Origin of the sequence: Paenibacillus sp. FSL W7-1279 (assembly GCF_037969845.1) — a bacterium.
Lineage (GTDB): Bacteria > Bacillota > Bacilli > Paenibacillales > Paenibacillaceae > Paenibacillus_AQ.
This window is the reverse complement of sequence record NZ_CP150215.1, coordinates 3,043,907-3,060,262: the sequence shown is the minus strand read 5'-3', so window position 1 is coordinate 3,060,262 and position 16,356 is coordinate 3,043,907. Positions and strand designations below refer to the sequence as shown.

At 47.2% G+C, this 16,356-nt stretch carries 16 protein-coding genes; 2 read left to right on the top strand and 14 right to left on the bottom strand.

The annotated features are described in order from the left end of the window. Complete coding sequence (locus MKY82_RS13660; protein ID WP_339223501.1) at positions 1 to 1,083, top strand: Ger(x)C family spore germination protein; 1,083 nt, start codon at positions 1 to 3, stop codon at positions 1,081 to 1,083. Positions 1,084 to 1,193: 110 nt separating this feature from the next. Here the strand turns inward: MKY82_RS13660 and MKY82_RS13655 are convergent, their stop codons facing one another. From MKY82_RS13655 to MKY82_RS13610, 10 genes are all read right to left on the bottom strand, one after another. After that, positions 1,194 to 1,340 carry a hypothetical protein gene (locus tag MKY82_RS13655; protein ID WP_339296301.1) on the bottom strand — a complete coding sequence of 49 codons (147 nt, stop codon included), beginning with the start codon at positions 1,338 to 1,340 and terminating at the stop codon, positions 1,194 to 1,196. Positions 1,341 to 1,353: 13 nt separating this feature from the next. Then, a complete protein-coding gene (locus MKY82_RS13650; RefSeq protein ID WP_194542261.1) occupies positions 1,354 to 1,659 on the bottom strand; it encodes a Dabb family protein in 306 nt (101 codons plus the stop codon). A gap of 206 nt (positions 1,660 to 1,865) precedes the next feature. Further along, entirely contained in the window at positions 1,866 to 3,470 is a 1,605-nt protein-coding gene (locus MKY82_RS13645; RefSeq protein ID WP_339296300.1) for an alkaline phosphatase family protein, read from the bottom strand. Positions 3,471 to 3,701: 231 nt separating this feature from the next. Continuing rightward, the gene (locus MKY82_RS13640; protein WP_339296299.1) at positions 3,702 to 4,160 is read right to left on the bottom strand and encodes a secondary thiamine-phosphate synthase enzyme YjbQ; all 459 of its coding nucleotides are present in this window, start codon (positions 4,158 to 4,160) and stop codon (positions 3,702 to 3,704) included. Continuing rightward, a complete protein-coding gene (locus tag MKY82_RS13635; RefSeq protein ID WP_339296298.1) occupies positions 4,148 to 5,020 on the bottom strand; it encodes an amidohydrolase family protein in 873 nt (290 codons plus the stop codon). The genes MKY82_RS13640 and MKY82_RS13635 overlap by 13 nt, the downstream gene beginning before the upstream one ends. 31 nt (positions 5,021 to 5,051) lie before the next feature. Then, positions 5,052 to 5,861, bottom strand: coding sequence for a fructoselysine 6-kinase (gene frlD / locus MKY82_RS13630; RefSeq protein ID WP_339296297.1), 810 nt, complete (start codon positions 5,859 to 5,861; stop codon positions 5,052 to 5,054). Positions 5,862 to 5,894: 33 nt separating this feature from the next. After that, a complete protein-coding gene (locus tag MKY82_RS13625; RefSeq protein ID WP_339296296.1) occupies positions 5,895 to 6,725 on the bottom strand; it encodes a sugar phosphate isomerase/epimerase family protein in 831 nt (276 codons plus the stop codon). Positions 6,726 to 6,759: 34 nt separating this feature from the next. Next, positions 6,760 to 8,076, bottom strand: coding sequence for an anaerobic C4-dicarboxylate transporter (locus MKY82_RS13620; protein WP_339296295.1), 1,317 nt, complete (start codon positions 8,074 to 8,076; stop codon positions 6,760 to 6,762). Positions 8,077 to 8,199: 123 nt separating this feature from the next. Continuing rightward, the gene (locus tag MKY82_RS13615; protein WP_339296294.1) at positions 8,200 to 9,069 is read right to left on the bottom strand and encodes a fructoselysine 6-kinase; all 870 of its coding nucleotides are present in this window, start codon (positions 9,067 to 9,069) and stop codon (positions 8,200 to 8,202) included. Continuing rightward, positions 9,069 to 10,043, bottom strand: a complete 975-nt coding sequence (locus MKY82_RS13610) for an SIS domain-containing protein (RefSeq protein ID WP_339296293.1) — start codon at positions 10,041 to 10,043, stop codon at positions 9,069 to 9,071. Before MKY82_RS13610 ends, MKY82_RS13615 begins: the two co-directional genes overlap by 1 nt. Positions 10,044 to 10,251: 208 nt before the next feature. On the opposite strand from MKY82_RS13610, the gene MKY82_RS13605 reads away from it, so the two are divergent. Next, on the top strand, positions 10,252 to 10,962 hold the full coding sequence (locus MKY82_RS13605; RefSeq protein ID WP_339296292.1) for a GntR family transcriptional regulator: 711 nt from the start codon (positions 10,252 to 10,254) through the stop codon (positions 10,960 to 10,962). A gap of 1,241 nt (positions 10,963 to 12,203) precedes the next feature. Here the strand turns inward: MKY82_RS13605 and MKY82_RS13600 are convergent. From MKY82_RS13600 to MKY82_RS13585, 4 genes are all read right to left on the bottom strand, one after another. Next, complete coding sequence (locus tag MKY82_RS13600) at positions 12,204 to 12,455, bottom strand: hypothetical protein (protein WP_339296291.1); 252 nt, start codon at positions 12,453 to 12,455, stop codon at positions 12,204 to 12,206. A 110-nt stretch (positions 12,456 to 12,565) separates the two neighbouring features. Next, complete coding sequence (locus tag MKY82_RS13595; RefSeq protein WP_339296290.1) at positions 12,566 to 15,073, bottom strand: WG repeat-containing protein; 2,508 nt, start codon at positions 15,071 to 15,073, stop codon at positions 12,566 to 12,568. A gap of 175 nt (positions 15,074 to 15,248) precedes the next feature. Next, positions 15,249 to 15,710, bottom strand: a complete 462-nt coding sequence (locus MKY82_RS13590; RefSeq protein WP_339296289.1) for a DUF2269 family protein — start codon at positions 15,708 to 15,710, stop codon at positions 15,249 to 15,251. Beyond that, on the bottom strand, positions 15,707 to 16,333 hold the full coding sequence (locus MKY82_RS13585) for a TetR/AcrR family transcriptional regulator (RefSeq protein ID WP_194542254.1): 627 nt from the start codon (positions 16,331 to 16,333) through the stop codon (positions 15,707 to 15,709). The genes MKY82_RS13590 and MKY82_RS13585 overlap by 4 nt, the downstream gene beginning before the upstream one ends. Positions 16,334 to 16,356 lie beyond the last annotated feature (23 nt).

Below are 16,356 nucleotides of genomic sequence, written 5' to 3'. Positions count from 1 at the left end.
ATGAACAAGCTTGCCACCATCCGAATGACCTTTAAATTCGTTCTCCTGCTGGTTGCGATGGTTCCCTTCGTAACCGGTTGCTGGGATATCAAAGACATTAACCATCGCTCGCTTCCGGTCATTATGGGCATTTCGTTAACCGAGGAGAATCAATACAAGGTGTTTCTGGATATTCCGGCAACCAATGAGACAAGCACCGTAAATATCGTTTCGGAAACGGGTGACACCATCAATGAAATTATTGATCAAATTAGCATGAATATGGAGTCTCAGGTCGATTTGCTGCATTTGAAAATCGTCATCGTGGATGAAAATTTTGCCCGTAACGGCATGGAAGACATTATCTCCGCATTTAATCGTTCCAGAGACATCTCCTCCAAAACGCTATTTGCCATCAGTGATCAAGGGCTGGATCAATTCTTTTCGGATATGGCAGCCAAATCGGAACACAGCGGCAATATCATTTATGATTTTTTTGAAAAAAACGCCGGCTGGAACCCCCAATTGGCGGATACCCGGATATGGCAAATGTTTCGCAGCATTCATTCCTATACGCATGATGTCATCGTCCCGATCATACGTTCAGGAAGATCCACAAGTATCGAATGCATGGGGTCGGCTATCATCAAGAATGGCAGAATGACGGGTCAAATCGGATCCGATGAAACGTTAGTAGCCAATGCCTTTTATGGAAAAAGCGCATTCGGCAAGGTGGAGATCATGGACAGCACCACCGTACAAATCATTAGCAACAGGCTTACCCATCACAGCTGGATGAAGAATGATAAGCCTTACCTCCGCAGCCATCTCAGGCTGAAGGTCACCATTCTAGACTCCAGGGGGCATCTAACGGAGGAACAAATTAAGGAGAGGCTGGAGGCGCTGTTGACCTCTCGTCTGGATCAAATGTTCAAGAAAACGCAAAAAGAACAAGCAGATATCTTTGCCTTGGGCCAATATTTCAGAAATCACCTGAATCGTGAACAGCTGCGGGATTGGAGAACCACTTACTACCCGAATCTGGATTTCAAACTGCATGTAACAACCATCATTGAGAATCGGGGTAATCTGAAGAACCTATAAATTCAGGATAACGGATTAGACTGCATCAATATTCATCAAAAAAAACTGCACCTCCCATTGTTAGATCATGTCTAACAGTGGGAGGTGCAGTTCAACCGGCGATCCATAGGTTACGTGATATACCCTAGGATTTCACCCAAAGCATCAAGCAGCGCTTGATTTTCTTCCGCGGTTCCTACCGAAATCCGAATATGCTCAGGCAGTCCCCAACCTTTGGCGTAGCGGACGATGATCCCCCGCTCCAGCAGCTTATTCATGTGAATTCATCTTCTACACTTCGCTGTAATCGATCTCCAAAAACTGTTCGACTTCCTTCTTCCAGCGGTTCTCGACGAAGTCCACATGCTGCGGGTGCACATTATAGGCATCATAATCGGCTTCGTTCTCAAACACCATCGAGAAGCCGAAATCATATGTATTTTTAGGACTGATTTGCTTGAATATCTTAAAGTCTTGAACCGTTGGAATCGTGCTGAGGGCAGATCGTCCATCCTCCAGGAAACGCTGCTCCTCCGCTGAGCCTTTCTCATGTTTAAGCGAAAAAATAACGGAATGAATGATTCGGTTGGTCGTCATGTTCGTACAGCTCCTTTATTAAAATTCTTATAAGGTTGAGATCATCTTGTACAGCTAAGAGTTACATCATATTATAACGGCAAAATTCAAATAAATCGCTATAAAAAAGGCACCCTTTTCCATAAAATCGGAAAAAGGTGCCTAATATCAAGCAAACTACACTACACCGGCCAAGTCGTAGAACATGATGGTATAGCCTCTGCAAATTATTTTGTCTTCTTAACGTGATTTGTCAGCAGATCAAGTAAATAGGCTTTTAGATCAACCATTCGTAGATGCTCAGGCTTTTCGTCAGTTCCAACAATGATAAGCGGGACAAGCGACTCGGTTCGACGGAGCGAGCCATGACCCCCGCCCCCCTCATGTGTTGGTGAACTTCGGTCTGCCAATTCGTATCCCGGTTTAGCCGTCACGACCAAAAATTTACCTTTATGAGAATTCAGCGAACCGGACAACCTCTCCAGCACATCGGGATATTGTCCGTAATCCAAGGTTCGATGATCGGCATTTAATGTAAGGTCCAGCACCTCGGCATCCTGCTTCACGGTCCACGTTTGTTTATAGCGATCGATCAGGTTACCTTTCGCCTTATATCGGAGTTCTTTCAAAGTGGACCCTTGAAGGACATGCATCCATTCGTTTTCTTTCCAAGCAACAAAGTCGATACGGTCATCCTTGCTCAGGATTTCCGCCAAGCTTCGCAGGGAACGATTGGGTTTGAAATTATATACATAAGCCATCGTTTCATTGACTGCAAGGGCGACCTCGGTTTCAGCTTCTACCTCTTCGCCCGGCTTTAGAACGGAGATGCCTCTCAACATAGCTGGCATATCAATCACGGAACGCTGATTTGCTGGAAGAAGCTGTGTCATTCCGCTGTCCCCGGCGATGACGAAAATAGCTTCATTTAACGCTTTTTCCCGCGAACCGAAGGAATTCAATACGGATTGGAGCTGCTGATCCAGCTCTTTGACTCCTTCAAGCGAAGACGGACCCTTCTTGTGAAGCTCCTGGTCCATATCCGGTAAATAAACATACAAAAAATCCGGCAGCTTGTTCGCTTGAATTAAATAGTTCAAAGCTTCTATTGCATACTTATTGTTTAGCCCCATCCGGTCGGTGAGATGATCAGGCAAATTCTCCGCACCTTCTAAGGGATTAGACAAGGCTCCCAAAGTTAGAAAATCCGGCCCCTTGACTTTTATTTTTTTCTGCAGTGATGTCGGACCTTGAATCCAATCCGGTATCGTCAGCGTATGCTCGGTCGCTCCCCTATATATCAAGCCGTTAATCGATCCTGATTTCAAGCCAACACGGGCTAAATCTTCATAGATCGTTCGTGAATTCGAGTTTAAATGTTTCCCGTTCAAATGGATTAATGCATCGGTCAGGACCGGATTGATGCCTTGTCTGAGGATTTCCATCGGTCCGGTACCGTAGTTGATCATTTTTTTATCGTCGGAAGAATACCATAGGAGACCCGGTATACCATGGTCATTCGGATTTTTCCCGGTTAACATCGTGCTGTCAATCGTAACGGACATCGTAGGAAATGAGCTAACCATATCCTTATGGTATTGTCCATGTTCAATCAAATACTGTATGGTGGGCAGCTGTTTTTGTGAAATGCCCTTATCGATCGCCTGTGCCATGAGTGAGTCGACCATCAGGAATATGACTTTCTTATGTGTGGCTCCTTGTTCGGATTTAACCCGCAGCAAATCCTGTTCGGCAGGTTTTTGATGCTGGCAGCCCACAATCGTGATCAATACAAGCGACAGCATTATGATTATAATTCTCTTTATCTGCATTTCCATTCACCACCTTAGTACATTTTGTCACGGAGATGGGAATGTCATTCGAGGGATATTTTGCATATTTCTTCATGCCTGTTTGTCCTAAAAAAGAGAGGGCTTGTCGCCCTCTCACCAATCACAAAATAAGCTTACCACTGGACTCCCCTGTGGTTTCGTCAATTTGAAGAATGATGCCTGATACCTGATGCCGCGCCCGCACGGAAGTGAAGAACCATTTGTATCATATTAACCAGATGCCTCTTTTGTATGTGACAGATACTCTCCGATGACCTGAATGTAAACTTTCCTGCTCTTCGGACCGTCGAATTCGGCCAAATACACATCCTGGGCGTCGCCGGACACCAGCTTTCCATCCTGCACAATGAACATGCAGCTGTTGCCGGCAATCATCGACTTGAGATGTGAGGGAGAATTGCTCCCCGTTGCGCCGTACGACGGCAGGAAATGCGCATGAGCATACGGCCAATCCTTGGGAGCCAAACGTTCCAGCAATTCCTCGATATCCGTCTCCACGCATTCCAGTCCTTCGTTAACCATAATGCCGGTAGTCGTATGAGCCGAGATAACAGCCGCCAGACCGTTGACAATGCCGCATTGTTCCACGAAACGTTGAATCTCACTCGTAATTTTGATCATCTGATACTCGGCTGTCGACCTGAGCACAAGCGTTTTTAATTTAACCAAGGCCGCTCATTCCTCCTCTCACCCAGGAATACCTCAGCGTTGCTGCTCAGAATTTTCTGCAATGTTTTCGGCCGGAACGCCATCGCCTCTAGCGCAGGCAAAAGTCGCTTTGCTTTGAATCGTGGCGTGTTGGTGCCGAACATGACTTTGTCTCTCAGATTGCGCTCGATCCAGAGCGGACCCATATTTACTTTGAAAATCTGCGTATAGAAGTCCAGCGCATTATCCATATGGAGCAATGACGTATCCGTGAACACATTCGGATATTTCAGCAGCAGCATGACCGTCTCTTGAATCCATGGCCAGCCGAAATGCGCCAGGCACATGCGAAGCTCGGGATACGCGATCGCCACTTCCTCGAATCGCAGCGGGTGCGAATATACGGCCGGAGCGTCAGGCTCCCAGCTCATACCCGCGTGGAACATGATCGGTTTGTCGTATTTCACGCAAATCTCGTAGAGCGGTTTCAGCCTGTCATCATCGGGGTAAAATTTCTGCTTGGAAGGATGAAGCTTCAGGCCGCTCAGCTTCAAATGAGCGAACGCGTACTCCAGCGTCTCTGCCGCATCCTCGCGATACGGATCCACGCTGGCAAAACCGATTAACCGGTCTGGCGCTAGGTCAACCAGCGTTCGTACCTCTTCATTCGTGACAATCCAGCCGCCACTTCTGGTCGTCAGATCCAGCGGAAGCAGCACGGAGCGCGTTACGCCATTGTAGTCCATCTCCTGAAGCACCGATTCAACGGGAGTTGGCGACTGTTTGAATATACCGAACTCGCGTTTGCGATATGCCAGCGTCTCTTTGTCCTCGCAAATTGCCTTGTGGAAAATTGGATGTGTGTGCACATCAATAATCAAAGAAAGCACCTCTTCTCTGGTCTGTACTGTTTCAGTAGGGTTCAAATTTGGTGACAACCCCGGCTGCCGTTCGAGCGCCATGATTCAGTGATTCCGGAATGGACCAGCCTTGCAGTTCGCCGTACATGAAGCCGGCACAGAAGGAATCTCCCGCCCCAACCGTGTTGACAACCTCCACAGGTACGATCTGACCGCGATACAGCGTCTTCCCGTCATAAGCCAGACTGCCGCGCTCCCCTAACGTCGCGATGACGATACGCGGCCCCAGCGCCTGCGCCCATGCGATGAACTCCGTAATATATGCGTCCTCCTCCGTATAGGAGAAGAACGCATAGTCCACATCCGGCAAAATCGGCCCGGCAATATCCTTCTTCGTTCGCGTAGAGAAATCAAACACTATGGAGACGCCCTGCTCCCGGAAATAAGGCAGTTCCCGCTCGATCCGGCCGGACAGGTTGGTATGGAGTGCATCGTGCTCGGTGATAAATCGCCGGTCATCCTCATTCAAGGCGAAATGCGCCATAACGCCTTCGATTTTTTCCTTGTGCACGCGATCGTTCCCGTTCAGCTCCATCTTGAACACCGCCGTGCTGCCCTGCCGCACGCTAAGATGGGAAACATCGATTTTTTCTGTTTTCAGCATGTCGATCATCATGTCCCCGTATGCATCCGACCCGATCACACTGACCAAGGAAGCCTGAACTCCCATTCTGCGCATATGAATAACAAAATCGACACTATTCCCGGTTGGATACATCCTGTTCAATTGGTCATAAACATCCACGCAGCTGAATCCAACTCCCGCTATTCGCATTCCCTCGCTTCCCCTTCCTTTGTTCATATCATTCGGCCTCGTTCATTTCGCAGATGGGTATTAGGATAAGTGCTTTTCAAACCACGCGAGCGAATCCCGCATCGCTTTTTCTGGGTCCAAAATATACCTTCTATCCAGCAATTCCAGACCCAGGTATCCCTTATAATCGATAGCGTTCAGCGCCTTTAACGCCCCCTCCATGTCCAACATGCCTTCACCAGGAACCAGATGCCCTCCGGGATTGCCGTCTACAAAATGGACATGATTCAAATCATGCCCGAGTTCCTTGATGAAGTCGTGGATCGTATCCTTGCCTGTCGTAGCCATGACATCCGTGTCCGCCAACCCTTTCAAATACGGGCTTCCGACTTCTTTAATCATCCTGGAAATATGCTCAGCCCGGTTAAATACATGTGTCGTAAAGCTCGTAAACGCCTCCACCGGAAGGTAGACTCCTTCTTTTTCCGCTGTTTTGCAAATTTCGCTCAAAGATTCCCGGCACCATTTCCATGCTTCCGTCTCATCGGCGTCCAAATAGGCGAGTCCCGTTGTCACCAGCATTCGGTCGCAATCGAGAAGCGACGCGGCTTCAATATGGCGGCAAAAAAAATCGACGCTGTGCTTGCGGTACTCCGGATCGGGATGGCTGATGCTGATCGGATAGACATACTGCTCAGGGGTCAGACAGATCAGCTTTAACCCGAGTGTTTTTATTTTTAACTGCAAATTTTTGATATCTTGAAGCGAGAAATAATCCAAGTGGAAATGTGGACCCGAAGCCCACAATTCAATATTGCGGAATCCCAACCGTGCGGCGGAGCTCAAAAAATACTCCAGGGAATACCTTTTATAATGATAGTTTGCGGCAGCGACTTGCGAGAGTTGTATCATATTAACAGATTCCTCCTTTGGTTGTGTCAAGCGGTTATAATAAAGCGCTTCCAATCAACGTAGCGATGATGACGGAGACCACCGTATTAATTAATCCCGGTATCATGAAACTGTGATTCAATACAAATTTACCGATTTTGGTCGATCCCGTGGTATCAAACGAGATGGCGGCAAGACACTGGGACGCCACAGGCAAAAAGTAATTGGCATTAACGGCCATCCATGCTCCGATGATGATATAAGGAGGCAGATGCAGGGCGATGGCGATCGGGACCATAATCAATGTTGTCGCCCCTTGGCTCGTCGTCAAAGCGGCGACGATAAACATGATCACCGCAAGCGTCCAGGGATGATTATTCACGATGGTGGCGACATGATCCTGAATGAAAGCCGTTTGTCCGTTGATGAAGGTGCTGCTCATCCAAGCCAGCCCAAAAGCGCAAACCATCGCCAGTGCTCCGGCTCTAAATATAGGCCCGTTAAGAATGGTTTCAATCGCCGGACGGCCAAAGATAATGATGAGCGTAGCGCAAACCAACATAATAATTTCAATCGTATTCGGCAAGGATAAAAGCGTAGTTTCGCCATTTAGCACCCACGATGGGCGCAGGTTGGTAAACAGGCCCATGATAACAATCGCCAGAACGCCCAGCAAAAAGAGCACAACCGAGGCTTTCGCACCCTTCGTAACTGCTTGTTTCTCAGCATCATGCTCCGGTTTGGCGATTAATCCTTCTGCCAGCCTCCGCAAATATTCCGGATCGTCCTCCAGTTCTTTGCCTTTTCGTATGGTCAATACAGCGCTTGCAACAACCCCCAAAAGAGTAGCCGGTATGGCGATGGTCAAGATGGTACCCAAACTAACTCCAAGCGGGGCCATAAATCCGATCATCGCGGCGGTGGCAGCCGATACCGGCGAGCAGGTGATCGCCTGCTGGGAGGCAATGATACTGTTTGAAATGGGTCTTTCGGGTCTGATTCGATTATCAATAGCAAGCTCATTGATAATCGGCAATAAACTATAAACGACATGTCCCGTCCCCGACAAGAACGTAAACAACCAGGAGATAATCGGAGCTATAATCGTAATGTTTTTAGGCGACTTACTCAGCATTTTTTCCGCAAGATGGACGAGGAAGTTGAGCCCGCCCGAAGACTGCAGCGCGGAGGCCGCCAAAACGACCGCTAGAATAATCAACATGACATCGATGGGAGGAGCCGCCGGCTGGACATGAAAAATAAAAACAAAGATCGCCACGCCCACGCCGCCGAGCAAGCCCATAAAAACATCGCCTTTTCTTGCGCCAAAAAATATGAGCAAAACGATGATTAACAACTGGAACCAAAACATGAGGTTCGCCCTCCTTATGTGATTTTGCCGACTTATCTGATCACTTGCGGCGCAATGCCGCTTTTTCTGAATACGCTTACAAAATGCCGATGTAAGGTGTCTCTTTTATAGTCGGAGGGTTCTTTATACGACGGCCGTTCCATAGCCGAAAGCGCCGTTGATCCTGCAAATCTTCGCGGCAAAGGCTGCGCCTTGCTCCATGCTTGCCTTGATTCTTCGCAACATCTCCTCATCCGAATCCGAGAATAGGGTGTCGTTTTCCGAGCTTCGGATCAGCCCGATAAGAAAAGCGGTTAAATAGGAATCGCCCGCTCCCATCGTGTCTACCGTTTCCGTCAATACGGCCGATTGGTAGATCCACCGATCTTTATAGAGCGCGTATGAGCCGTTTTCTCCCACCGTTCCGATCACCATTTTGGAGCCGAATGCCTGAGCTTTCCGCATTTCTCTTTCTCGCTCGCTTTCCGTTAAATGGCTGCAGGAAAGAAAGGAAATATCCGCATACGGACAAACTTGCTCCAAATACTCGTCATTCCAACGCACCGAGAAGTCAAAGGAGATCGGTACATGGCTTGTTTTTAAGAAGGCCAGATCCTGCTCGATATAGCTGTTTAGACTCGTATGAATCACGGAAAATTGTTTAATATAATTCAGGTCCTCTTCCGTAAAATCCCAAGCTTTTTCCTTGGCGATCCCGCCTTTGTTCGAGCCGAGAAATACACGGTCGCCGTTTTCCAGCGTAACCCGCGCATACCCGTTTTCCCCTTCAAAATTCCGGCAATGGCTATGCTCAATCTCCAATTCATCCATCACCCGCTGGATATAATGGGCGACTTGGTCATTTCCAAATTTGCCTAAATAGGACGCTTCCATTTCACACATTTTGGCATAAGCGCAGAAGTTCAAGGCGTTTCCACCAGGGTACATCATCCCCTGGTGGAAATACTTGTCGACTACGTTGTCGCCGATGCCGATAACCTTATATTTTTCCATTAATACTCAACCTTCCACATATATCTGCGAGTTGTAAGCGGATGCTCTCGTTCCGCTGCCAAAGCTTGATTGTAAACCGGATAAACGTTGTTAAACAGAGAATGGTTGAAGTAATCGACCACGGAACCGTCGATGGTGGACAAGCCCAAATCCTTGGCATCCAACACTTCCACTCTCTTGGCATAACGGTTCAGGAAATTCAGCGCTCTTTCATCCAGCGGCCGGGTGCTTCCTTCGGAAATCTGAATGACGAACGGAATTTCCGCATCCGTAATCTCAAACGGCCCGTGGAAAAATTCGCCCGAATGAATGCTGGAGGAGTTGATCCACTGCATTTCCATGAAGATACAGATGCTTTCCATGTAGGCGGCCCCGTAACCGGCTCCGCTGGCCATGGTGTAAATGACGTTATCGTCTTTGTGGTTTTTGGCGAACGTCAGTGCGCGTTTGGCCACATGTTTGCAAGCGTTTTTAACAATGTGATCGATTTTGGCCACACCATCGAGGAATTGATTGTAGTGCTCGTATCCCTCAGTCTGATTCAATGCTTCTACCGCGGTCAACAGGGCTTTTATGGTTTTTTCTCCAGCGATATCCTTGCCTTCGCCAAATGTATATTTCACCACATAATCCGCATGCTCCGTAATTGGTGAATCCGTGAGCCAAGTTAACGCAATGACCGGAACACCCGCCTTTTTGCCGATCTCCGCCGCTTTCACCGTCTCCGGCGTATTGCCTTTGTGCGAGGCTACCACCAGCACCGAATTTTCGCCAAAGGCTTTAGGCGTGTTGTGCACAAACTCGTTGCTGTTATACAGCCCTACTTTAATATCCTTGGCCTCTTTCTCCAGCAAAGTTTTGGCTGGATAAAAAGCGCCATAAGAACCGCCGCATGCTACATAATAAACCTGCTTAATACCTCCAACCTCTTGTTTCCCTGCCACAATGTCTCCAATAATTTGTTTGATATCCATCGTCTTCTCCTTGTATGATACATTTAGTTTTTTTTCATTCCTCACCGGTGTTTTGTATTGGAATGTCTTGATGCGATAATAACACATGGAAATACATAAGGCAATACTATAATTCGCCTTTTTTTGGTTCACAGCTTGTAGATATTGTTATAATATAGAGGTAGAGAAATAAAACAATATAATACAAAGTTTTTTTGGAGGTAAAACCATGGTCGATCATACAGAATTCGCTCCATTATATAAACAACTGCAAGATAAAATTTTGGAATCCATCCATAACGGCAGTTTGAAGCCAGGAGACAAACTCCCTACGGAATTAGAGCTCAGCGAAACCAACAACGTGAGCCGGGTCACGGTCCGCGCTGCCCTCGATTCGCTTACCTCTGACGGGTATTTGGTGCGAATCCCGGGTAAAGGCACTTTTATTACGAAAGAGAAGATCAAGAAAAACGTCACGGAGACCATTGGATTCACCGACACTTGCAAACTGCAAAACAAGGTCCCTGGGGCAAAAGTGATCAAGTGCGTAATTGAAGAGGCTACTGCTGCGGATCAGGAGCATTTGGGTTTAAAACCCGGGGATAAAATCATTAACATCGAAAGAATCAGATATGCCGACGATGTCCCAGTATCTGTGGAATATACCCGGCTTCCTTCTTCTTTTTCCTTTTTGCTGCAAGAGGATTTGAATCATAAATCATTGTACGAAATTTTAAGAAACAAACACAAAATTACATTTGGCATATCCCGAAAATATATCGTGATGGAATACGCTTCTTTCGATGTAGCCACCTACTTGAATATTGAGGAGGGTCACCCTCTGCTATGTATCCGAAGTACCGTCAGCAGCCTGGATGGTAAAAAAATCCATCGCTCCAAGCAGTTGATACTAGGGGACCGGTTTGAGCTAATTGTTTAAATAAATTGACTTTGTGGTTACAGGAAGGTAATACCAAGAGATTATCATCCTGCCCATTAACTTGATTAACTACTAAAGTTCCTGTATCAAGGTAAGAGGAAGGAATTTGGACATGGAAAAAATCACCTGTCTTTTACAATATCCATGTACTGAAACAAAACATGGTTGTCTGATTTGATTGATACACTTCGATGAAAATGTTGGAAAATATAATCAGTAAGAACTGTTATGTCTGCCGTCTTTAAAGATTGAACCAGTCCTTTGGACGTTTAGTAGAATTGGTACCATTCCCAAATGTTCCGGAGGTCGTCGATCGGATATTTGTCTTTCGGGAGCTACGTGCGGGCTTCCTCTGCGTAGGCAAAGAAATCTTCCCTTGTCCAGTGTGAATACATTGTTTTATAACCAAACCGCTTCCAGAAAAAAATAAACGACCGTTCCCCGGTAGAATACCGGGAAACGGCCGCAGCTTAAATCATGTCTTTTTTATACTGTCTACTTGACAAGCTTATGACCAATTTAGCGACTTCTTAGTTATATGAATGAGAGGTTGGGATTTATTTGTTATCAAATTTAGTAACATGATTTAACTTACATTTTCCGCCTTGCACCTGAACCGCTTGTGCGGCCGCTTCATTCCCTTGTTCGCACATCAATGAAAACGCCTCCAATAAGCAGTATCCTATTACGATTAATCTTTCTCATATATAACCTCACTCGTCTGTTTAATTTTCGCTCGTCCTTATCAAAGCACCTTTCCCCTGTTCTTTTTCCACAAGTCCCCACTAGTGCTTTTAAATATGGTTAATGACTCATCATAGCCACTCTTGTTAGCTAGCAGTAACCCGGATTCCGCCGTGTTAGTTTTTATTAAAAAAGAGACAGCTTGGCGGTTGCGGGATCGTGGGATGCAGTTGCCTCTGATGCAAGGATTTGCGAGTTGCAGAAGTTGTATATGCTTCAGGAAGCGAGAGGAACTAGTAGGCGAGGGATTAATTCAGTGAGTTGTCGCTTTATGTTCTTCGGCTGATATTAGGAGATAATTATTATAAAACAGAAGGGAGTGGCAAGCGCTCCGGATATATCAGGTTAAAGAATCGAGCATGGTGATGCATTTATTCCATGCTCGATTTTTTCTACTACACTAAGCACTAAACCGAGTCCGTATGGTGTTGGCAAGCGAAATCGCTATTCGCTTTTTCGCTCCCCGAGCTTGACGGCCGAACGAGCCGATCCCAATGCTATGCGACCCCAAGCAAGGAATCGGTAAGCCCCTGACATAACGATTCAATCACTTGTTCCTTCCCTTGAACGATTCTTTCCCCAACGTAATTTAGCTGAATCCCATCCGTGAAATTCTCATTCATAAATTGTGCGTCCATGCCAGCCATAGCGATGTGGAGTTTCTTAAGCAGCTCCTTCTTCGGTGCGTTCCCGCAATCCTCAGCGCATGTGATAACGAAATCTTTTTTGCCTGTGACACTATCTGCCATAACCAAACCTCCTAGCCCAGCTTCGTATGTAAGGGGAGTTTTCATCTATTCTAATCCTTGTTCGGAAATATGGAAAGGTTAGGTATGGCTTTTATTCCCGAAATGAAAGCTCAGGAATGAAACGCCCTCCAAAATTCACTCTCCGTATTGATCATGTCCTTGATCTCAGCGAAAGGAATTGTGAATGTCGGAAAACCCGCTGCGTAAGGAGCGATCTCATACGGTGCAAACACCAGATGCAACGCGTCCTCGGTTACATAGAAGGGCTGGTTTGCTGCAATTCCCTTGTAGCTATCCGGGAATACGTACGAATACTGCGGATCCTCTTGTATCTGCTTGCCAACGATACGGCTGAGCTCCTTCACATAATCGATGCCAGGCTTAAACAAGTCCTTCAATTCATACATCCTGCCGTTCTCCAGGTTGATCACAGCGTAAACTTTGGTTGGCATGCCATGTGCGGCACCGAAGGGATAGTTATAACCGTTCAACTCTAGTTCGAGGAGCTTCTGCTTGTAGAAAATGACGTCAAAATCACCTGTATACGTGTAATCAAGCTGTTGATTCTCAGGAATGAATTTCACCTGTGACATTTCTTTAAGCTTCGTATTCAGCGTTTGCTGAGCTGCCTGATCCCTCATACCTTCGATCTGTGGATAGTAGACCAAGTAATCCGGATTGGGTTTGTACTTTTCTTCCATTACCTTATAAGGTGGTTGCAGCGGAATCACCGTGTTCTGCTTCCAGATGACGTGACCCGACCGATCTACGTAAGACAGCCGCTGATCGACCAATGCCTTAATTAGCCCGCCTGGTTCGAGCGTGAGCGAACCGCTGCCGTTCACTTGAGGATACCCCGGGGCCGGTCTGCCGGTTCGATCAATAAAATACGTCTGCTGTGCATCATAAACGGATGCCAATCCGTGCTTGTATTCCGATACTTCACGGTATACAAAATCGGATAACCTCTTTCCATCCCAATCCGCAATGGCATAGATCGAACCGATATACGGCTGTGCAGGATCGATCGCACGTCCAAGCGCAAACCGGTCTTCATTCAAATCCCGAATATCGTTATATTCCGGTTGGATGACCCACTCGCCCTGTTTATTAATGACGCCATACTTCGACTTGTAATCTTCAGCCGTGTTGACGATGGCTCTGTCATGATGAAAAGGAAATGCCGAAGTATAGGTCGGCGGAATGACGATGTTCCCCTGCTCGTCGATATAGCCGTATTTGCCAGTGCTATCCTTCTGATAAGCAAGCAAGCCATCGCCGGGCGGTCCGACGTAGGCGAATGGATAATTGGCCAATCGGCGGCCATGGAGATCAACGAGCGCGTAATGACGGTCTTGGATTTTCACAACAGCTTTGCCATCGACAAAATCATTCGCTTCCTCATATTGCGCCGGGATTACCTCTTGGCCTGTGGAATCTAAATAGCCGTATCTGCTGTTCGCGCTATCGCCACTGCCATTATCGGTTACATAATAAACCGCTCTTCCTTCTTTAAGTTCTGCGATATACGGATAACCTCGTCGTGTCAGAACTACTCCTTGTTCGTTAATCATCTTAAAACCTTGTTCATCGATCACGGTCGCTCGATGCTCCGAGAACGGGCTGATGAACTGATATATAGGCTTCACTACAAAACGGTCAGACCTGTCGATGAGGCCATACTTCCCCTTCACGCCTACGATCGCGAGACCATTGTCCTGAAAATCCTGTGCATCATCGTACTTCGGCTCAATGACCATATTTCCGCTGCGATCAATGTATCCCCACTTCGTTCCGTTCGTCGTTTTCACGGATGCCGGAAATAACCCGACATGCTGCTGGGACTGCCCTCTGCTTGCCAGCATCTCCTTGATCCGTTTCTCAAGTTCAAGCAGCGTTTCGCGCGCCGGGTAAGGTTCTGCGAACGTAAGTGCTTTGCGGACCGACACAAGGGCTGCTTCCGGCATTCCGGCCCGATACTGTGCCTCCGCCAGGTAATACCAATAATATGAGTAATCCGGATGTTCTTGCGTCAGTCTCTCGTAGTACCTAACAACGACAGGATAATAATAGGGGTATACATCCGGTGCAGTGACTAAGGCCCCTTGGCTCCACCTGACGACCTCGACTCGATAAGCTTCGCCTGTATCGTGAATCCAAAGCGCAATTTCAGCCTGACCATCCGGACCCGAAGCACCTGGCATGTCGGCAATTTCGATATAACTGTAATATATATCGGCAGGTGCGATATCTTGGAGGCCCTCTGGTGTCCAAGCGTATATCGACAATTTTGACCAGATGGAACCGAGCTGCCATCCCACGATCAATTGATTCATATGAGGGTTCAACACCGGGGCCGCGGTCAATAAATGAACCGCATATCCCTGCCCCAAGACATTGGCTACGACCTCATATCCGCCGTTGCGGTACTGTAGCACAAATAAATATAGTGCTTCATTGAATCGGGACACACCAGCAATCTCCGGTATGTGATCTCCCGTTACGTCGGCTGTGATAACCGCAGGATGTTCTGCAGGTTTATCGATTCGTACAAGTTCAGCACCGCTTGGCAGATAGGCCTTAGCGATTTGTGCCAAATGCTGATCATTAACGGACATTTCGGCATCCTCCCTTATTCAGAGCTTTCTCGCCTAACTGTATGCAGAGGATGGTCAAATATGCACCTGCAGGCAGGTTGGAATGGCACGTCTCACCCCTGTGTTCCATTGTCGAATGAACGCAAGTTAAAAAAACGACCTGATCACGTTAGGCAATCAGATCGTTCTCTTCACTTCAAAATGGTTTGCTGACCATGAAGTATAAAATAACAATCGGCAGCAGCGTGGCTATTGTCCCGCCTAAAGCCCAATACGTCGAAGCTCTTTTATAACCGGCTGAAATGACCCCATCCCTAATGGATTGCATGCTATGCCGAATCATTCCTTTTTGCAGCGGAATCAAAAAAACTGCCCACAGGATCCCCGTAACGCCAAACAGAATCAATGAGGCCATCAGCCAGTTCATTCCGCCCATTGCATATCCGGCTTGAACAGCCATCATAACGCCTGAGACGATAATTAGCAGCAAACCTGGCAGGGTAAATACCATATCGGCTAACAAAACATTCTTAACCGTATTATGGACTTCGGCCGGATCCCCTCTCAGGTCAGCTCTTATTTTCCAGAATGCCGCCGTAATGATATTACCGAGAAATAATACGCATCCGGCGATGTGCAGAAATAACCACAGCGTCATAAGCCATCCTTCCCCTCTTTCCGGTGCCCGGGCCGGAGAATATCGATGATGAATTCGGCATAATCCTTCGTGCTGAATGCATGACTATTTACACCGATAAGCCCCCGCATCCGCAGTCCGAACGACAACAGCTCGAACAGCTCGGCGGTGCGTTCCGCATCGATGGATTCCGGTATAACCCCTGCTTCCTGGCCTGTGACAATCCATAGCTTCGAAGTGGCTGTCGCTTCCCTATAGAAGCCAGCCACAATGTCGGCGATTTCGGGCTGATCGCTTTTGCCAATCAGGTACATGAAGATCAGGTTGCTGACATCATCACGACTTTCCAGTCTCGACATGCTGTTGGTAATGGTATTCATCGGTCCGTCAAACTGTTTGATATCCCCTTGCTTGTTCACTTCGCTCATGAACTGCTCGTTCTGCTCGGCAAGCTTAGCCCGTAATACGTGCACAAACAACTCATCCTTACTTGAAACATAATGAAATATGGCGCCTTTAGACAAACCGGAACGCTTCATGATGTCATTAAGGGTGGTTTGGCTGCAGCCTTGCTCCCTAATCAGGTCTTCCGTGGCTTCAAGCAGTATTCGCTTGGTTTGCTCTCGCCTTTCTTCCTGCTTCACTTATTAATTCCTCCTTGATGATA